Source organism: Salmonella sp. HY31 (genome assembly GCF_042604575.1).
Taxonomy (GTDB): domain Bacteria; phylum Pseudomonadota; class Gammaproteobacteria; order Enterobacterales; family Enterobacteriaceae; genus Salmonella; species Salmonella diarizonae.
Genome location: NZ_CP170479.1, coordinates 2,560,953 through 2,580,012, shown reverse-complemented (window position 1 = coordinate 2,580,012; position 19,060 = coordinate 2,560,953). Strand labels below are relative to the sequence as shown.

Below are 19,060 nucleotides of genomic sequence, written 5' to 3'. Positions count from 1 at the left end.
AATTTAATTATTAAATATAAGCGTTTACTGCCTTGGCTGAAACTTCGGTTGGGCGCCAAACATCACCTGAATGTTCCAACCATGGAATCAGCTCTTCTGTAATCAGTTTATTCACCAGGGGCATATTGTCTGATGCGATGTTTTTCATCTGATAGGGATCATTTTTATTATCATGTAAAATATAGGTAAGTGGTTTGCCTATTTTACGGTCAATAACCAGTGTATAACGGTCGGTTCGTACACCGCGTCTACCGTAAGATTGTCCGCCGTAAGGCATAAATGTATAGAATTGTGAGGTTGGACGTTTATCGCCACCATGTCCCATAAGAGTCTTTGAGAAATCAGTACCCTCAACGTTATCTGGAATGTGCTCACCCAAGCCCATCAATCCTAGTAATGTCGGATAAATATCGGGGGCAGAGAAAAGCAAATCATCCTGACAAGCGGGTAGTTTACCGGGCCAGCGGAACATCATTGGAATACGCATGGCCTCTTCATAATGCACATTTTTAGTGGGTTGACCATTCGAACCCATACAACACCCGTGATCGGAGAAGAAGACAACCAGCGTATCTTTATCCAGTTTCAGGCGCTCCAACTCAGCCAGAATACGTCCAAATTGTTCATCGACACCATTAATCATTGCCATATATTCTTTGAAATATTCAGGTCCATAGCCTTCCTGATACGTTTTGTCCCATACTACGTTAGGGCGTTTATTCAAAGTGCGGGATGTCTGATTTTTAAAGCGATCAAGATATTTTTGTGGTACTTGATCGTACGGCGAATGTGGCGGATTCATTGAAACGACCAGCGCAAAAGGTTCGTTGTTATTACGATATTTTCCCCCTTCATTGCGTAGATATTTGATGGCCATATCTGCTTCATGTTCTGGGCTCCATTGGTTTATTTTCAACGGCTTATCACGAGGCGTATCATTGCTCCAATAAATTGGGTTGAGGTGCAAGTCGTAAGTGCCATAGCTGTACCAGAAATCGAAACCGTGGCGTTTTTCTGGTGGTGTCCAGTCATTCCAGTAACGTCCTTCTATTGGGTTATTGTAGCCTGGCACGAAAGGTGCTTCTGGCGCATCAAGGTGCCATTTACCAATGTACCCCATGCTAAACCCTTGTTTCTTAAGAATGTCAGACCAGGTTATGGCTTCTTTTTTGAGCTCAATACCAAAATCTTTCCCTCCAAAATTACCGTTTGCGCCAGTATGACAGTTGCCTTGTAACCCATTGCGATATGGGTATTGGCCGGTCATTAACATACCGCGGAAAGGTGTACATAGCGGGTAGTTCGAAACCGCTTGCCTCAATACGACACTCTGACTCGCAAATCGATCAATAAAGGGTGTAATAGATTGATCCTGACCCATAAAGCCCAGCGACTGTGCCCGCATTTCATCAGGAAAGACGATTAACAAATTAGGCTTCTTGGTTATTTTTTTAGTTGTGGCAACTGTATCGGTAGTGTGTGTAACACTTAAACCGGCAGCTGCTGCTGTTGCGCCTAATGCGCTTGAAGCTGCGAGTCCTTTGAGCAAGTTTCTTCTTGTGACTGACATGTTCTTTACTCCAGATGGATATAGGTCGTTTGTCTTTCAGTTATTGTTTTCATTTCCTTACGATATTGTTTAATCGTAAGAAAACAAAATGAAAAGTCTGAGTTTGTGATCAAGGTGAAAGTTTTTGCCAAAAATGGTCAACGATTCACCATGCATTTTTTGGCTTCTTTTTGAGCATGAGTGTAGTTTTTTTTGTTAGTAAGTTTTTTATATGATTGATTTTCATTAACTATTTTTGTTTTGTCAAAGATTTTACCCTTTAATAGTTGCGTTCTTTTTTCAGCGTAAATAATGGTATTTTCATTTTTTGCTACATTATCCATTGGTGCTATTTGGAATTTCGTTAAAAATCATCTTGTTCCAGGTAACGAACTTTTGTGTTTTTGTTACCATAAATCTGCTCTTTATCAGTAAAAATATCACAATTAACTTATTGTTTATATTGATTTTTGTTGTGGTTGTGACGGAATTGCATCTTTGATCAGATATCGTGGTAGCCGTGCTATTGGAAAGTATGTTAGCTGGCTATATGATAGGGGCCTACGTGTAAGGTTTTGCAAACATATGGTCAAACTGACGAAACTTTGTGAAAGAGATCATAACTTTTGTTTTTTCTGTTTGAAAGTAAACGTAAGTATATTAATCTTAATTCGAGCCCAAACGAATGGTATTTGTTTGGTTTCGTAAGGAGACAGAAGTGAAGGCAGCAATCGAAAGGCGTATGGAAATCCTTGAGGTGATAACCCGGCAGGGGAAAGCTCGTGTCGAAAACTTAGCCGAAAGATTCAATGTCTCAAGTGTCACCATTCGTAGTGACCTGAGTTTTTTAGAAAAAAACGGATATATCGTCAGATCGCACGGTTCGGCTATCCCGAACGTCGGCGTAATTGCTGAACTTACTGTTAATGAAAAGAGTCGTCGTAATTCTGACGTAAAATCCCTGATTGGGCGGGCTGCTGCAAAATTGATTAACAATGGTGATACGGTCATTCTGGATTCGGGAACCACCACGCGTGAAATCGCTGCCAATTTAAAATCAGTAGAAAACGTGGTGGTCATGACAAATGGGCTGGATGTGGCTGTGGAGTTAGCGTCAGCGCCTGGAGTGGAGGTCCTCATTTCCGGTGGTGTGCTACGTAAGAGTGCGATGTCTTTCTCTGGTTCTCAAGCTGAAGCCAGCCTGAAAAACGTGCGTTTTGACAAGGTTTTTCTGGGGGTTGATGGCTTTGACTTGCGAGTGGGTATCACGACACATAATGAGCAGGAAGCCAGTCTTAACCGCTTAATGTGTGATATTTCGGAGCAAGTGATTGCGGTTGCTGACTCTACGAAGTTTGGGAAACGCAGTTGCCATATGATCCGTGAATTTGGTGATATTGATGTGTTGGTGACGGATTCTAATATCCCCGAAGAGTATGTGCAACGCTTGCGGGATATGCGAATCGAAGTCATTATCGCTGAAAAAGAGAAGTAACGCTTTACTCCATAGTGACATTATTAATGTTAATTGTGGAGTAAATTAATGCCTTCGTTAGAAAAGCTTGTTCAGTGCCACAGGGCTGGGGAACAAATTGGAATTTATTCTGTTTGTTCTGCCCATCCTCTTGTTATTGGGGCTACACTGGCGACAAATAGTCGATGAAGGTGACGTAATATTTACAATTCCGCTCGAAAAAGTTGAAACATCTGCCTGTTAGTGGGGTAACGTAATAAATTAAGCAACAATCAACTTACCGGGAGAAAAAAGTGGATTGCGGAAAACAATAATACTGCAAGTAACTATTTATGGCAGAAGCTATTAATTATAGTGAATACCCTCATTATTTACTGAGTATGGTATTCCCGTTTCTTATTGTTTAGTTTTTAAAATAATACACTGAATAACCAAATGCTGACGGAAAAGCTAACCGTATGGCACAAGCTATAACGCTTTATGTTTTAAAATAAAATACAGGAATATTTTTATGACTCAGCCAAATATCGTCTGGACTCGTATCGATGAGCGTTTACTTCACGGACAAATCCGCATTACCTGGGGAAAACATACAGAGGCTAATCTGATTCTGGTCGCTAATGATGATGCCGCCGAAGGCCCAAATGCTGCTTTCATGCAGGCGGGAATGAAAGCTTCTGCGGGCGGTGAATATGCCGTACGTTTCTTCAGTATTCAGAAAACCATTGACGTGATCCATAAAGCCTCCCCACAGCAGAAAGTATTCATTCTGTGTAATAACCCAACGGATGTTGCACGTCTGGTTGAAGGTGGTGTGCCAATTAAACATTGCAATGTGGGCAATATGCATTTCCATGAAGGTAAACGTCAAATAGCCAAAACGGTTTCTGTCGATGAAAAAGATCTCGATGCTTTCAGACGCATTCTCGCCTGCGGTGTAACTTGCACCGTGCAGAACACACCAGACCAGACTCCGGTCAATGTCATAGAACTAGCCGCCAGTGCATGAGTTCATGACGTATCGCATCACGACATACGGCAATAAAGGAAGAAATTATGCTGTTTGAAGCTACTTTAGTTGCAATCTGGGCCTTCTTGTGCGGTATCGACAAGTACGACGTAGCCCTGAATATTCACCGTCCTTTAATTACCGGCCCGGTTGTAGGCCTGATTATGGGCGATATGGAAGTGGGATTGATCGCTGGTGCTACTCTGGAGTTGGCCTGGCTAGGTCTGGTGCCTAATGCTGGCGCACAGCCACCTGATGTGACCATGGGGACGATTGCTGCTGTCGCTTTTGCGGTTATGACAGGGCAGTCACCGGAAGTTGCTATGGGCGTCGGTATGCCAATCGCTGTTCTGATGCAGATGATTGTTATCGGATTCTTTGCAATGACCGCCTTCACAATGGGGAAAGCAGATAGATGTGCTGAACAAGCTGATATGGCAGGGATCTCCCGCTTATTGGTGGGAACATTGATTACGCGTTCCATGCTCTATTTCATTATTGCCTTCGTGACGGTTTATTTCGGTGAGCATGCTGCTGCCTGGATTGATGAAAACACGCCAACGGTCTTGTTAGAAGGTCTGGGGATTGGGGCGAAGATGGTACCGGCAATAGGTTTTGCTATGTTGTTGAAAATCATGTGGTCGAAAGAAGTGGCAGGGGTGTTCTTTATCGGTTTCGTGATGACTACTTATCTGAAGCTGCCAATTATGGCCGTGGCAATTCTGGGCGCATCCATTGCCCTTCTGTACTACTTCTTTAGTGGAAAAAACAGCAATAACGATACCAAACAAGCAGAGGATTTCGAAGATGGCATCTGATATCACCGCAGACAAAGGCCGCGTAGCGGAAGCCAAAACAAGCAGCCTGATAGATAACGTTGATGCTTATCAGGATACCGAGGTTCGTAAAGTGATTTCCCGTAAGGACCTATGGAAGTGTGCGATCCGCGGGCTGTTTATGGAAGGTAACTTCAATTTTGAACGCATGCAGGGGGGCGGTTTTGCGTATTCGATTATCCCGGCATTACAAAAAATCCACGGTAATAACCGTGCGGACCTGGCGAAATCACTGAAGAACCATTTGCAGTTCTTCAATGCCAGTCCAAAACTGTTCACCTTCCTGCTGGGGACAGCGGTTGCTATGGAAGAGAACAAAGAAAAACCGTCGACAATTAACGTCATGAAAGTTGCGGGAATGGGGCCGACCGGTGGTATTGGTGATGCTATAGACCATATGACGCTGATGCCATTGACGTTGGCTCTGGGGGCATCGATTGCGATTGAAGGGTCGATCGCGGGACCATTTGTGTTCTTTATACTGTATCAAATTGTCCATTTTTTGGTCTATTTCGGTTTGATGTTTATGGGCTATCGCGCGGGCACAGCGGCGATGGTGAACATGAGTGATGCCACAGAGAAGTTGGCAAAAGCCGCCAACATCATGGGGATCTTTGTTATCGGAGCGTTATGCGCCACCTTTATCAGGCTACAGACCACTGCGGCAATCGATCTTGGTGGCAAGACAGTGGAGTTACAAACTGCCCTGTTTGACAAGATCATGCCGAATTTGCTCCCGCTGGCGTTAGTGTTCTTTATGTTCAAAATGGTGAAGGGAACAGGCTTTTGGGCAAAACCCCCGGTTCTCATTTTTTCGACACTGGCTGCGGGAGTTATCGGCCATCTGTTGGGCATTGTGTAATGAATTGATTCGTGTCGCCGTATCCGCCTGTGGGCAATCGCAGCATGCGGATATGGTGTAAGTAATATGCATTCAGGATTATTAGGGTAAGGACGTTGTAAATGATTGGGATTGTTGTCTCTGGCCATATTCATTTTGCTTCCGGTATGGAATCAGCGGTACGAGCAATAGCCGGTGAACAGCCGCAAATGGTTTTCGTCGATTTCGTGGAAAATCTGTCTACAGACATGCTGGAAGAAGAATTACGCAACGCTGCTGATCGGGTTGATAGTGGTGATGGCGTACTGTTTTTAACCGACATTCCCGGAGGGTCGCCGTGTAACCGTGCGCTAAATATCCTGATGAGTGGTCGCAATGCTGAGCTACTGGCTGGGGTTAATTTACCGATGATCGCTAACGCGGCTTTTGAGCGTGATGGCGTATCGTTAGCTGAACTGGTGGACATTCTGATGGATATTGGCGCTACCAGCGTACAGAACATGCGTACTGAACTGGCTGCCGCACTGGTTGTTGATAACAGTGATAATGAAAGTGGGCTCTGATGTGTTGTTGCATCTGCTGACGCCGCAAGGCGTTGATGCGGATGCCGCTGCTATTGATTATGTCACCGGTTACATGCGGGTTGTTAATGACAGCCCGGCCTGTGACACAAGGGAGAAAATTCACCATGAGTAACATGGTACAGCAGACTCGCGCTCAGCAGGCGAGTGAAACGATGAAGCGCGTATACCGTTATCAGGCAACGCATCAGACTCGTAGCGTGATCCGCCGGAGCGGTAAAGTCCGTTTTATCAAAGATACCGATTGGGAACGTGGCGTATTTTGGTCTTGTGTGGCGGCCGCCTGGCTGGCAACAAGTGATCAGGAATATCTGGATGGCGTGATAAATTATACGCTGCACACGGGGTTCCGTCCCGGGCCAAACTTACGTTTCGCTGACGATCTAATCTGTTGTCAGGCATATCTGGATGTTTGGCCGGTGATAGCTATCCCGGAAGCTTTGGAACCCACGATTAAGGCCATTTCTGCCATCGTCAACGAACCTAAACCCGGACGTGAAGACTGGTGGTGGTGCGATGCGTTATTTATGGCGCCCGCAACGTTTGCTGCATTAAGTAAATGTACACATGATCCTCGTTATCTGGCCTATATGGATCAGGCTTTCTGGGATGCCGTGGAGCATTTGCGCGATCCTGAAACGGGACTGTTTTATCGTGATCATCGTTATATTCCTGATGGTAACGGCAGTGAATTGCGTGAAGAAAATGGTCAAAAAGTATTCTGGAGCCGAGGTATTGGTTGGGTGTTAGCGGCTATCCCACGTTTACTGGCGCGCATGCCAGAAGATTATGCGGGTCGTCAGCGCTATCTTAATCTCTTTATTGATCTTGCAGATAAAGTGATCCGTTATCAGCATGAGGATGGTTTATGGCGTACCAGTTTGCTTGATCCCCATCGTTTTCCGGCGCCGGAAAGTAGCGCGACAGCATTGTTTTGTTATGGGCTGTGTTGGGGGGTGAATCAGGGGGTGCTGCCAGTTGAAATTTATCTGCCAGTCGTCGAAAAGGCCTGGGATGCTTTGCAGGGCTGTATTCACGATAATGGTATGATCGGTTGGGTTCAATTGCCGGCGTTCAACCCACGTGATGTAAAGTTTGAGCACAATATTGACTATGGCGCCGGGGCATATTTATTAGCGGCAACCGAAGTGATGCGCTTGAAGTAAGGTATAACGAGCCTGTCTCTGATGTGAATCGTGATGAGAGCAAAAGAGACAAAACCTGCGCGTATTTTACGGTCTGTAGTGAATAATGAAATCGAACAGGTGGAATCTGCATCGTACCGTTTATCTGCGGTCAGATAGGGACCGTTAGCGTGTGTTCTATTTCGTCTGGCTAATTTATCGTTCTTCGACGAAGCGTGTTTTAATGCTTACCTTTCGTTTATTTTTGTTTTGCTTTCGTTTTATTTCATTTTTGTGATTTTGCGCATTTCAGCGGTCGTTTTATTTAGGTAAATTAGCCGATATCGTTTCATTTTTTCGGAACTCGTTTTCAATGAATATGTCACCGACTCAACGAGCCTACTTTCACATGATGGCAAAACCTGTCAGCTATCGTTGCAACCTGCATTGTGAATACTGTTTTTATCTTGAAAAGGAGACGATGCTGAATGCGCGGAAAAGCCCGGAGCAGACAATGAGCGACAGTATGTTGCGCCGCTATATCCGTGATTACTTACGTTCTCATGCCGGCGATACGGTGGATTTTGCCTGGCAAGGGGGTGAACCTACGCTGGCTGGATTAGATTTTTATCGTAAGGCTGTGGCATACCAACAGCAATATGCTGAGGGGAAAACGGTTACCAATAGTTTTCAAACCAATGCAATTGCTATTAATCGTCAATGGGCAGACTTTTTTGCCGAAAATCGTTTTCTGATTGGTGTCTCTGTCGACGGAATAGCAGAGATACATGATAAATACCGTATTGCTGTTAATGGTCAGCCAACCTTTGAGCGTGTCAAAAAATCTATTGCGTTGCTACGTGAATACAACGTGGATTTTAATACACTAACAGTCGTGAACGATCAAAACTATGATAAAGGACGGGAGACTTACCAGGCGCTCAAAGCATTAGGTTCCACTTTTTTACAGTTTATTCCCATCGTAGAAGTTGATGCCCGTTGTTTGACTCCTGCAAAGGGTCATTACTCACCACCAGCAGATGCCGTGTTATCACCTTTTAGCGTTCCGGCAGATGGTTACGGGCATTTTATGAATGCGGTATTTGATGCCTGGGTGAAAGAAGATGTTGGTTCAATCTATATACGTGAGTTTGACAGTTTACTGGGCACCTGGATGGGATATCCGGCATCAACCTGTGTGCAAGCTACTACGTGCGGTCAGGCGCTGATCATTGAAACTAACGGCGATATTTACAGCTGCGATCACTATGTCTATCCGGCTTATTTGTTAGGTAATATTGCTAACACATCGCTGGTAAAATTGGCTACATCACGCCAGCAACAGCGTTTTGGGAATGCAAAACAGGAAAAATTGACCCAAATGTGTCAGCAGTGCGAGGTCAAAGCTCTGTGTCAGGGAGGATGTCCGAAACATCGTATCGTCCCACAAGCGGGAGAAAAGCATAAGCACAATTATCTGTGCGCTTCTTACAAGCATTTCTTCTATCACACCGCACCAGTCATGCAGGCCATGAGCAAGATTATTCAGAGTGGCGGCTGACATTATGCCGTTACTGAATAAATTTAATAGCCATTAAGGAGTGAATGACAATGAAGTTATCCGCAGGAAGAAAAACCCTGTTAGCTGGCCTGATTGCCACGGTGTGTTCCACTATAGCATCCAATGTATTGGCTGCACCGACATCCGTTGTCTCAGGTAATGAAAAACCTAATGTGCTGTTAGTCATCATGGATGATCTGGGCACTGGTCAATTAGATTTCACTTTGAATAATTTGGATAAAAAAGTACTAAGTCAGCGTTCGGTTCCCGTGCGATATCAGGGGGATTTGGACAAAATGATTGATGCGGCACAACGGGCGATGCCTAATGTGGCGCAACTGGCACAAAACGGGGTCAAAATGACCAATGCGTTTGTGGCTCATCCGGTGTGCGGACCATCACGTGCGGGAATTTATACTGGTCGTTATCCGACTAGTTTCGGTACTTACAGTAATGATGATGCTATTAAAGGGATTCCATTGGACATCAAATTGCTGCCAGCGCTGTTTCAAGAAAATGGATATGCTACGGCTAACATTGGTAAATGGCATAATTCACGCATTGACAAAAAGAATTATGTTGCTGATGACGTTAAAACCCGTGATTATCATGACAATATGATTTCTGTCAGCGAACCTGGTTATGAGCCCGAAAAGCGCGGTTTTGATTATTCTTATAGTTATTACGCGTCTGGCGCAGCGCTATGGAATTCCCCGGCTATTTGGCGCAATAGCCAGAATATTTCTGCACCAGGTTATCTGACGCATCATCTTACTGACGAAACACTAAAATTTATTGATCGGGCAGGTCAAAAGCCTTTCTTTATCAGTCTGGCATATAGCGTCCCTCATATCCCGTTAGAGCAAGCGTCTCCAGCCAAATATATGGAGAGATTTAATACAGGTAATGTGGAAGCAGATAAATATTTTGCGGCAATCAATGCTGCTGATGAAGGCATTGGCAAAATAATAAATTACTTGAAAGAAAAAAATGAACTGGAAAACACACTCATTTTTTTCATTTCTGATAACGGTGCTGTAAATGAATCTCCAATGCCAATGAATGGTATGGATCGCGGTTATAAAGGTCAGATGTATAATGGCGGGGTACATATTCCGTTTGTGGCATATTGGCCAAAAAAGATCCCTGCGGGTACACAAAGCGATACGTTGATCAGCGCATTAGACATTTTACCTACCGCATTACACGCGGCAGGGATTACTATTCCTGATGAAATGAATGTCGATGGTAAAGATATTATGCCGGTACTGGCGGGTAAAACGAAGACTTCTCCACATCAATATCTGTACTGGGCTGGACCGGGAGCGAAACATTACAGTGAAGAAAATCAACCTTTCTGGTACGGCTACTGGAAGTGGATAACTTATAATAATCCGTCAGCCCCTAAAAATCCCAATTTAGAAAAACTTTCAAAAGCCTCATGGGCAATCCGTGATCAAGAGTGGACTCTTTATTTTTACGATGATGGAACTAATACTCCGAAATTATTTAATGACAAGCAAGATCCAATGGAATCGAAGGATCTGGCTGCTCAATTTCCTGAACGCGTCAAAGTAATGAAAACTGCTTTTTATGAGTGGATCAAAGATAAGCCGAAACCTGTCGCATGGGGGCAAGATCGTTTCCATATATTAGAAGAATCAGCGAAAAAATAAACGACTAATCGTCAGAGGGAAGGACATCAAGTTCTAAACTCTGATGATTTTTATTTGCCCATTTTCAGGTAGTTGAGAAAAGCTATTCCTGGAGAGTGTATCTCGTGATGCATGAGACTCGAATAATGCTAAGTTAAAAAGCAGTCTTGTCATTAATATCTTTATAATATTTTTCAGGTATGTTGACCATGAGTGTGGAAATTAGTGCTAAACCCCGCCCGATAATTCCTTATGAACATCCCGATGCAGCGATGTATTGCCTGTTATTTAAACAACACATCATTCGGCAATGGTACAAAAAATGCCCCTATGACATTCACGACACGCGGTTACAGAAGCTGTTTCAGGATTCTCAGGTTTCGTTGCAATATCAGTGTGATTATTTAGTCCGTTATGTAGCAGAGGCTTTTGATCATTATGCTGTTTGGGGACATACCCATGCCTATTATCCGGGACGCCCCAGCCAGCAAAACGCGCGTACTGATGCCTTAGAAGGCGTGAGTCGGGTGTTACCTACGCTGGCAGTGTGGTTACGAAATCAACCTGCCGGAGAGGGGCGTATGGATGATCTGAAGGGGGGAACGTTGAATATTACGGCGATCATCACTGAGGCGTTCTTAGCGGGAACCGATCCCACGCATCCAGGTTACTGGGGAAAGCTTCATGATTATGATCAGCGTATTTGTGAAAGTGCCGATTTGGCTCTGGCATTATGGCTATGTCGTGAAACAGTTTGGGAGCGGTTAACCTCCGCTCAACAGCAGCAAATTACTTGCTGGTTTAATCAGGTTAATGGTTTACAAACGGTTGATAATAACTGGCACCTTTTTCCGTTAACCGTGCAATTTGTAATGCGTGCCTTGAATGGCTCTGGGGATGTTAGCGACGAAAAATATGAACGTATAAAAGAATTCCATGTAGGTGGCGGTTGGTTTCGGGATGGGGCGCATGGTAATTACGATTATTACAATGCCTGGGGATTTCACTATTCCTTATATTGGCTTGACCAAATCAATCCTGAATATGATCCACAATTTATTCGATCCTGTATGGCGGAGTTTGTTACGACTTATCGTTATTTGATGACGCCGCAGGGCATTCCTTTTTTTGGTCGCAGTGCCTGTTATCGCCTGGCTGTTTCTGCCCCATTACTGGCGGTAGCCAGTCATTCAAAAGATGCGTTACATATAGGGGAGGCGAAGCGTGCTCTGGAAACAACACTGCGTTATTTTATTGGCAATGGGGCGATGCGTTTTGGTGTTCCAACGCAGGGATTATTTGCAGATGACGAGCGATTGGTGGACAACTACAGTGGACCTGCCAGTAGTTTTTGGTCATTACGTGCCCTGAATATTGCTCTGTATTGTGCATCCGATATTAATTTATGGTCGTGTGAAAGTCGTCAATTACCTGTAGAACTCCAGGATTTTAGTTTCACTATTGAGCCTGTAAATCTGTTTGTGATGGGAACTTGCGAAACGAAAGAGGTGGTGGCTACGTTCCGTAGTGATTATACCCAGGAGCAATCCCCATTAACGCGTGGCCTTACCACGCCATCAAGGTCCGCACGTTTTAAAGAGTGGCTTACAGGGCGCGCTGAACGGCCTAAAAATAATTTATTGCGCAAAGGTGTGACAAGTTACAGTTCTAAAATGACGGCCTTTTTTTAGTGGTATTTATACTCGTCATATTTTGCATCATAGCGGACGGATACCGCGGGGCGGGGCTGGAGACGTCTTCAAGGTATGAATCGTGCCGGGAATAATACTACGCTGCTTGCCATATTCACTGGCGTACTCCGTTTAGCTGCATTTCTACGATGCCATCTGAGATACTATGAAAGATAAAATTCACGCAATTGCGTGGATTTTATCGCTTTTTACGACTCTTGTGAGATTCAACGAAACCTCATGAGACAGCAGATTTTATTCGACGCTGAGCCGTGATTTTTTAATTATCATATTGATATTTAATATTTATATTTTTTAATGTTATTTTTATACTCATGTTTGTACTCACTTTTGTTGATGCTGTTAACTGATGCTAGTTATCACAGCAACAGTCAATTCTTGTTCACCAGGATTGTGTGGTACTGTTTTTTCTCTATATTTAGATGCTCATCCCCGAACTGCTGCAGACACAGTTGGTCATTCGTCAGTCCACGTGACTCTATGGTAAGGAGGAGGACGGCATGAATACTCAGTTAATCATGCAGCTAAATATGCTGGCAGAAAACGATGAGGCGGGATATGTGGTACTGAATTTGGCGAGTGAGAAAGTATTAAATAGCGATGTGTTGATTAGCTAATTGATCGTACAATCTTTTTTTTCGATATGTACGCGTAATGCGTAAATAATGCTTCTTCTACGTGGAAGGGGAATGTCTACCAGTCTGACAGTACGACCATGCGTTGTACCTGAGCTCAGGGAAGGTCATGAAAGTCTCAGTTTCATTATTCGCATTTTTGTTTGCATCTGCAATTTTCCTTACGGGGTGTGGACCAACAATATCCGGTAAGCCTGCCGCACGTATTTCGGGTGATTTACCCTTGGTACAACAGCCAATCTGTTCCGCCGATGGGTCGGGGAAGCGTACGGCATTTTTTATGACGATCTCTGGCGGTGGTTCTCGTTCGGCAATCTTCGGGGCGCGAGTCTTATCGGAACTTAAGCATGTTGACGGCGAGGATCTCACTCATCATATCAATGTGATCTCTTCTGTTTCTGGAGGTTCACTGGCGGCGGCGCTGTATGGAATCTCGGAAGACGTGGGGCAGGGTGAGGTGTGGCGTCCGGTTTGGAATGATAATCTGATACGCGAACGCCTGGACGCTAACCTGAGGTTGAGTGCTGCTGCAAAGTTAGCCAATCCAATATTTCTCGGCAGCTATATTTTTGGTCACCAAACCCGGACGGATGCTCTGTTCGCCGTTCTGGATTCAGATGTCTTCAATGTGCCAGGAGAACGCCGTACGCTCACGTTGGGGGATATGAATCCCACGCGCCCTCAAATCATCATTAACTCAACAATCGCCACCCGGGATGATTCTGATGCATTTCGCCCCCGTCCATTCGGTAGCCTTTTTACTTTTACGGAGACGAATCTTGGCTCAATCGGTGTTGATTATCAAAGCATGCCTATTTCCCGGGCTGTCGCCGCCTCTGCAGCCTTCCCTGGAATGATGTCGCCGGTCGTATTAAATCGTTTTCAACGAGGCACTGATGAGACGGAAGCCGGCATACCAAAGTATGTTCATCTGATTGACGGTGGTGCTTCGGATAACCTGGGGTTGCTGGCGGTGAAAAGAGCGCTCATCGAAGATTCTCACCGGATACTAACACAATGCGATCAGGTGATTGTGTTAACAGTGGATGCCTTTGGTATTCAGGGTAACCATAGGGACGATACCCCGTATATGCGCTCACCGCTGGGGCTGGTTATTGATACTAATACGTTACTCACTGCTTTTGATTCACTCCTGGCTGTAAGCAGGACCCGGGCACTGGCGGAGTTCAGGTCGCGAATTTTTGTACCGCCCGCCGATAGCGAGCAGTGCCGTAAAGATGGGCTACCTGACAACATTTGTGCAGGTGGAGTTCGCGCGAACTGGGATGAAATAAACACACTGCTTAAGCAGAAGCTATTTTTTGTCCATCTTTCGTTTGATAGTGAGGAAATAGCCGGGCCGCCACCGCCCATCTATTTCTGTGAATCAATTGATAAAAACGGCCAGTCTTCAGGATGTGACTACCCACCTATTGATTGGACCACACATCACAATGAAGTAAAAGCGCTTCAAAGGCGGTTGAAACTGATTCCAACTACCTTCGGGCTGCCACAAGACGATGTCGCCGATATTACCGCTTTTACGAAACTTCTTTTTTGGCCAGCGAATAGGTGTTTGATGCATATGCGTGACATGCTTGTCAGAGGCGTTCAGCATACGGATGTCTTTTACAAGGACGCGACTAACTCATGTGATGAAACGACATCAGTCACTAAAACACAAATGTTGCGTCTAAGGGAATATAGTGACGTAATCGGTGACAGGATCTTTGACAACAGTAATCAAAAACGGAATGCGTCACGCTCCGAAAAACCTCTGACATCGGAACAACGAGAGGTGTTCTGGAATGAGACGTTATTTTATTATGGCTGGAACGGTCGTATGTACATGCAGTAAATGTTGAGTTCTCTTATACCGCTGCCTGTGCCACTGTCGCTGCAGGATGGTGTCTATGCTGCAGGCCTGTGAGCCGGAGGTCGTAAGCCCTGAATGTCGGGGCGATGACATTGCAACCCTGGCGGAGTTGTAAAGGAGGGGAGGGCTCTGCATCGGCAAGCTTTAGGTATAAAGTTTTTTTCCAAAGCGCGTTAGAAATTCTGTGTCATTCCCGTAATATACGTCAAAAAAGGAATGACACATGCATCATCCCTTCGATTTTGACAAAGCGCTTAGGGCTTTATAACCGATCAGATATTAACAGAAAAGAATGGTAACTTAACGCTAATAAACAATGAGTTAACTCAATGGTCGCAGAACTTGACTCTCATCTGGCTGCTGATGTGGGGTCAGTCCACATAGACGAAGAGGCAGGGGGGGAACCTGGGCGGAGCTGCCCTGGGCGGGATAAGCGCATCAGGGATGCCGTGACGGCATCCCTGTTTATTTAAAGGATCAGAAGAAATCAATTCGCGTATTGATACCGACGGTGCGCCCCATATTCACCTGCGCGACGGCGCTGCTGCCGTTCATGTAGCCATAGGTACGGTAACGACGGTCGAACAGGTTATCGACATAGATGGAAATGTTCATCCGTTCAGTCGCCTGCCAGCCCAGGCTGCTGTCCAGGGTGGCATAGGTGCCTTGCCGCAACTGGTTGTCGCCATCGAAATAATGCGGCCCGACCAGATTAACCGCCAGTCGGGGCATCAGTGCGCCATAGCGCGTATCAATCACGCCGTTCACACTGCTTCCCGCGCCATAACGTGGTACGAACGGCACCCGGTTGCCGTGATACAACTCACTGTCATTGGTGAATTCGGAACGGATCATGTTGCCATTGATATCCCATGACCAGCCTGGCGCAAACCGCCACTTCGCTTCAAGCTCAACGCCGGTGGCGTCGGCTTTACCCGCATTGCTTAATGTCTGCATCCCGACCGGGCCAGAGTAGAGCTGCATGTCTTTGGTGTGGGTATAAAACGTCGCGGCTTGCAGCGTGACGTCAGCAGTTTCGTAGCGAGTGCCAAGTTCATAGTTGATGGATTTCTCGGCGACGAACGGTTTGGCATCAAGACCCGCAGTAGGCACGATGTTGTACCCGGAAGGTTTATATCCCTGGGCTACACGGGTATACACTCTCCAGTCGTCGGTCAGCATATAGCCTGCGGATAGCTGTCCGAGCACCTGATTGTCATTGCTCTTACCCTGGTCGCCAAACGGATTGCCGCGCATGCTGCCGTGATATTGTGTACTGGATTTATCATGCGAGAAGCGCACGCCGCCGCCGATATCAAAACGATCGGTTAAATGCCAGGTCAGGTCACTGTATGCGGCCAGCGTTTCAGCGGTGGTATAGCCGGCGCTGGTCAGATAACGCATGGTAGGCATGTCGTAAGTTGCCTGCATTTGCTCGCGCGTGTTCTGGCGATAGAGGCCAAACACCATATCAACGGTACGCGCATCGCCCAGGGTTGCGGCGCGCAGCTCCTGGACATCCTGATTCCAGCGCTGAGGCATATTGACGATTAACGAACCGGAAGGGAAGGTGCGCGAATAATGCTGCTGCTGCCAGGCGCTGATCAGGTTGAAAACCCAGTCGTCGGTGGTGTATTTCCCACTCAGGGTCTGGCTGTCAGTGCAGCGCCGCATGTACGGGTCTGGTAAACCATCGCTGATCGACAGCTTACGGCCCTTAATATCATTCCATCCCACATAGGCGTCCTGGGTGGCACGGGTACATTCGCGTGAGGCGGCAAAGCCTATTTCCCAGGGCTGATCGTCCGGCGCCAGACGCAGTTTCACATTCCCTATGCTGGCGCGGGTGCCGCCTAAATCATCGCTTCCCGTCGCGGGGTTAATCATGTCGCCGTCATCAACCTGGCGTAATAGGGTGACGCTGCCGTACAGCAGGCCATCCTGAATGGGGCCGCTCAGGTTGAATTTACTTCGATAACTGTCGCGGCTGCTGACGCCGCCTTCAATATAGCCGCGCGGCGTGTTGTCCGGCTGCCGGGTGACGATGTTGATGATCCCGCCCTGAGCGCTTTTGCCATATAACGTTCCCTGTGGGCCACGCAGCAACTCCACGCTTTGCACATCGGTAAGCGCCTGGATGGTGTTGGTAGAAAGCTGAGGGACGCCATCGACATACAGGGTGACGGCGGGGTTATAGAAGTCCTGCGCCGAAGAGACGCCGCGTAGCGAGATTGTCGAAAAAAGCATGTTGCCGCTATTTTCAATATTGAGCCCAGGCAAGACTTTGGGGAGTTTGTCGCTGGCGGTAACGCCGGCGTCGCTTAACTCCGGCGCGCTGACAACGGTAGACGAGACATTGTTGGCTGATGCCGAGCGGGAAGATTGTTTACTGGCGGTAACCACCAGCGTGCTTTCGTCTTGCTGTGAAGTCTGGGCATTAGCAATGGCGGGGAGCAATAATCCCCCCAAGGCCAGAGGATAAAGCCGTGTCATTTTCATTGTTGTGAGTCCCTGTAAGACGGCGAAACGCCAAAAATACCGACAATGGTGAATTGAAAATGATAACTATTTCTAATAGTGGTGCTACCCGAAACGGATTTATTTCAACCTGTTTCGGGTCGGTTTGCGCTTATTGGGCGGAATGGCGATAACGGTCGATGGCGAGAGCCGTCAGGCGTTTTTTGTCTATCTTGCCGACGGCGGTGAGTGGCCAGTGGGCCAGAAACTCGATTTGGTCAGGAATTTTCCACGCGCTGAGCCCCATACGGGTCAGTTGTTGACGCAACTGCTGATAGTCAGTTGGCACCTGCTGCGCGATGATAAACGCGCAAATCCGCTCACCAAGCAGCGTGTCCGGCGCGGCGACTACCGCGCAATCTTGCACTTCCGCTAAACGCATCAGTGCCGACTCCACTTCAGCCGCGGCTATTTTTTCTCCGGCGCGGTTGATCTGCTCTTTTATGCGCCCCTCAACGTGCAGGTTCCCCGCCTCATCCAGCCTGACATTGTCGCCTGTGCGGTAAAACCCTTGCGCGGTAAAGGCCTGCGCGTTGTGGGCAGGGGCGCGGTAATAACCTGAAATGGTATAAGGGCCGCGCGTTAACAATTGCCCTGTTTCGCCCGGCGCGACGTCGTTCTCGTCTTGATCAACGATGCGGATTTCATCCAGAGGGGACAACGGGCGCCCCTGGCTGTGGAGAATAGTGGTATGCGGATCGTCCAGCCGGGTAAAGCAGAGCAGGCCTTCCGCCATACCGAAGACCTGTTGCAGGGTACAGTCAAAGGTGGCGATAACCTGCTCAGCAAGCGTCGGGTCGAGCCGGGCGCCGCCTGCCTGAATGACGCGCAGCGACGAGAGGTCGCTGTCTTCCCACTCCCTGGCCTGCACCCATAATTGCGCCAGCGCCGGAACCAGGGCGACGTGAGTCACGCCTTCCTGCGCGATTAACGGCATCACCTCATCACAGCTGGCGCTGTCGGTCAGCACCACTTTTCCGCCGCAGGCAAGCGTACCCAGAATGCCGGGGCAGGCCAGTGGAAAGTTATGCGCCACCGGGAGGACGGCGAGATATACGCTCTGTTGACTGATGCTGCACAGTTCAGCAGAAGCGCTGAAGTTATAGCTATAGTCGGCGTGTCGGCGAGGGATGAGTTTGGGCGTGCCGGTTGTGCCGCCAGAAAGTAGCAGCAACGCGGTGGCGGAAACATCAGGCTGCGGCCACGCCTGCTGCTCACCGTGAAGGGAGAAGAGCGGCGTAAAATCGTTGCTCACGGTCTCTCCAGCGACCAGAACATGACGCAAGCAGGCGTGTTTGTGCGCCATCTGTCGGGCCAGATCTGCGTGGTTTTCCCCGTGAATAACGTAAGCGACGGGTTGCGCCAGCTCAACCAGCGCGTCGATATCCAGCGCCCGTTGGGAGGGCATCGCCAGCACGGGGATAACGCCCAGTCTTAACAAGGCGAACAGCAGGGTAACAAACGCGTTGTCGTTGGGAAGCTGCACAATCACATGCTCCCCCGAACGCAAACCCAGTGATGACAGACCTGCGGCAAGTTCGTCGACCCGTGCATCAAGCGCGCTGTAGGTTAACGACCCCTTTGCATCAACGACGGCAATTCGCGAGGCATAACGGGCCGCCCAGTGGCGCAACTGTTCGGCAATGGGTAAGGGATACTGTTCAATCAGAGATTCAAAGGAAGAATTCAT

The 19,060-nt window shown here is 47.2% G+C and carries 15 protein-coding genes and 1 pseudogene; 12 read left to right on the top strand and 4 right to left on the bottom strand.

Features of this window, described 5'->3' with window-relative positions:
- Positions 1–10: 10 nt before the first annotated feature.
- Positions 11–1,570 (bottom strand): sulfatase, encoded by a 1,560-nt coding sequence (locus ACE15A_RS12180; protein WP_024149640.1) that lies wholly within the window; start codon positions 1,568–1,570, stop codon positions 11–13.
- Positions 1,571–1,707: 137 nt separating this feature from the next.
- Positions 1,708–1,893 carry a hypothetical protein gene (locus tag ACE15A_RS12175; RefSeq protein WP_053507895.1) on the bottom strand — a complete coding sequence of 62 codons (186 nt, stop codon included), beginning with the start codon at positions 1,891–1,893 and terminating at the stop codon, positions 1,708–1,710.
- A 374-nt stretch (positions 1,894–2,267) separates the two neighbouring features.
- Here ACE15A_RS12175 and agaR point away from each other — a divergent pair, with 374 nt between their 5' ends.
- The 12 genes and pseudogenes from agaR to ACE15A_RS12115 all read left to right on the top strand — a co-directional run bounded on the left by agaR (position 2,268) and on the right by ACE15A_RS12115 (position 14,835).
- Positions 2,268–3,044, top strand: coding sequence for a transcriptional repressor AgaR (agaR, locus tag ACE15A_RS12170; protein ID WP_023247681.1), 777 nt, complete (start codon positions 2,268–2,270; stop codon positions 3,042–3,044).
- Positions 3,045–3,092: 48 nt separating this feature from the next.
- Positions 3,093–3,197, top strand: a pseudogene (locus tag ACE15A_RS12165) (class II D-tagatose-bisphosphate aldolase non-catalytic subunit); the annotation flags it as partial.
- A 337-nt stretch (positions 3,198–3,534) separates the two neighbouring features.
- Positions 3,535–4,032, top strand: a complete 498-nt coding sequence (gene agaV, locus ACE15A_RS12160; RefSeq protein ID WP_023247680.1) for a PTS N-acetylgalactosamine transporter subunit IIB — start codon at positions 3,535–3,537, stop codon at positions 4,030–4,032.
- Positions 4,033–4,079: 47 nt separating this feature from the next.
- Positions 4,080–4,850, top strand: coding sequence for a PTS N-acetylgalactosamine transporter subunit IIC (gene agaW, locus ACE15A_RS12155; protein WP_023247679.1), 771 nt, complete (start codon positions 4,080–4,082; stop codon positions 4,848–4,850).
- On the top strand, positions 4,840–5,730 hold the full coding sequence (locus tag ACE15A_RS12150; protein WP_023247678.1) for a PTS system mannose/fructose/sorbose family transporter subunit IID: 891 nt from the start codon (positions 4,840–4,842) through the stop codon (positions 5,728–5,730). Before agaW ends, ACE15A_RS12150 begins: the two co-directional genes overlap by 11 nt.
- A gap of 101 nt (positions 5,731–5,831) precedes the next feature.
- Positions 5,832–6,272 (top strand): PTS galactosamine/N-acetylgalactosamine transporter subunit IIA, encoded by a 441-nt coding sequence (gene agaF, locus ACE15A_RS12145; RefSeq protein ID WP_053507896.1) that lies wholly within the window; start codon positions 5,832–5,834, stop codon positions 6,270–6,272.
- Entirely contained in the window at positions 6,256–6,405 is a 150-nt protein-coding gene (locus ACE15A_RS12140) for a hypothetical protein (protein ID WP_164984581.1), read from the top strand. The genes agaF and ACE15A_RS12140 overlap by 17 nt, the downstream gene beginning before the upstream one ends.
- Complete coding sequence (locus tag ACE15A_RS12135; protein ID WP_129382434.1) at positions 6,398–7,456, top strand: glycoside hydrolase family 105 protein; 1,059 nt, start codon at positions 6,398–6,400, stop codon at positions 7,454–7,456. Before ACE15A_RS12140 ends, ACE15A_RS12135 begins: the two co-directional genes overlap by 8 nt.
- A gap of 337 nt (positions 7,457–7,793) precedes the next feature.
- Entirely contained in the window at positions 7,794–8,975 is a 1,182-nt protein-coding gene (locus ACE15A_RS12130) for an anaerobic sulfatase maturase (RefSeq protein ID WP_164984591.1), read from the top strand.
- 50 nt (positions 8,976–9,025) lie between these two features.
- Positions 9,026–10,651 carry a sulfatase gene (locus ACE15A_RS12125; RefSeq protein ID WP_023247673.1) on the top strand — a complete coding sequence of 542 codons (1,626 nt, stop codon included), beginning with the start codon at positions 9,026–9,028 and terminating at the stop codon, positions 10,649–10,651.
- A gap of 188 nt (positions 10,652–10,839) precedes the next feature.
- Entirely contained in the window at positions 10,840–12,321 is a 1,482-nt protein-coding gene (locus ACE15A_RS12120) for a DUF2264 domain-containing protein (RefSeq protein ID WP_023247672.1), read from the top strand.
- Positions 12,322–13,086: 765 nt separating this feature from the next.
- Complete coding sequence (locus ACE15A_RS12115) at positions 13,087–14,835, top strand: patatin-like phospholipase family protein (protein WP_053507899.1); 1,749 nt, start codon at positions 13,087–13,089, stop codon at positions 14,833–14,835.
- 495 nt (positions 14,836–15,330) lie between these two features.
- Here the strand turns inward: ACE15A_RS12115 and fyuA are convergent, their stop codons facing one another.
- Positions 15,331–17,352, bottom strand: a complete 2,022-nt coding sequence (gene fyuA / locus ACE15A_RS12110) for a siderophore yersiniabactin receptor FyuA (RefSeq protein ID WP_053507900.1) — start codon at positions 17,350–17,352, stop codon at positions 15,331–15,333.
- Between the two features lie 130 nt (positions 17,353–17,482).
- A complete protein-coding gene (gene ybtE / locus ACE15A_RS12105) occupies positions 17,483–19,060 on the bottom strand; it encodes a yersiniabactin biosynthesis salycil-AMP ligase YbtE (RefSeq protein ID WP_053507901.1) in 1,578 nt (525 codons plus the stop codon).

Excerpts from the sequence above, each read along its gene's own strand:
- ACE15A_RS12180 (WP_024149640.1), bottom strand. The coding sequence starts at position 1,570 with ATGTCAGTCACAAGAAGAAACTTGCTCAAAGGACTCGCAGCTTCAAGC.
- ACE15A_RS12175 (WP_053507895.1), bottom strand. The coding sequence starts at position 1,893 with ATGGATAATGTAGCAAAAAATGAAAATACCATTATTTACGCTGAAAAA.
- agaV (WP_023247680.1), top strand. The coding sequence starts at position 3,535 with ATGACTCAGCCAAATATCGTCTGGACTCGTATCGATGAGCGTTTACTT.
- agaW (WP_023247679.1), top strand. The coding sequence starts at position 4,080 with ATGCTGTTTGAAGCTACTTTAGTTGCAATCTGGGCCTTCTTGTGCGGT.
- ACE15A_RS12150 (WP_023247678.1), top strand. The coding sequence starts at position 4,840 with ATGGCATCTGATATCACCGCAGACAAAGGCCGCGTAGCGGAAGCCAAA.
- agaF (WP_053507896.1), top strand. The coding sequence starts at position 5,832 with ATGATTGGGATTGTTGTCTCTGGCCATATTCATTTTGCTTCCGGTATG.
- ACE15A_RS12140 (WP_164984581.1), top strand. The coding sequence starts at position 6,256 with ATGAAAGTGGGCTCTGATGTGTTGTTGCATCTGCTGACGCCGCAAGGC.
- ACE15A_RS12135 (WP_129382434.1), top strand. The coding sequence starts at position 6,398 with ATGAGTAACATGGTACAGCAGACTCGCGCTCAGCAGGCGAGTGAAACG.
- ACE15A_RS12130 (WP_164984591.1), top strand. The coding sequence starts at position 7,794 with ATGTCACCGACTCAACGAGCCTACTTTCACATGATGGCAAAACCTGTC.
- ACE15A_RS12125 (WP_023247673.1), top strand. The coding sequence starts at position 9,026 with ATGAAGTTATCCGCAGGAAGAAAAACCCTGTTAGCTGGCCTGATTGCC.
- ACE15A_RS12120 (WP_023247672.1), top strand. The coding sequence starts at position 10,840 with ATGAGTGTGGAAATTAGTGCTAAACCCCGCCCGATAATTCCTTATGAA.
- ACE15A_RS12115 (WP_053507899.1), top strand. The coding sequence starts at position 13,087 with ATGAAAGTCTCAGTTTCATTATTCGCATTTTTGTTTGCATCTGCAATT.
- fyuA (WP_053507900.1), bottom strand. The coding sequence starts at position 17,352 with ATGAAAATGACACGGCTTTATCCTCTGGCCTTGGGGGGATTATTGCTC.
- ybtE (WP_053507901.1), bottom strand. The coding sequence starts at position 19,060 with ATGAATTCTTCCTTTGAATCTCTGATTGAACAGTATCCCTTACCCATT.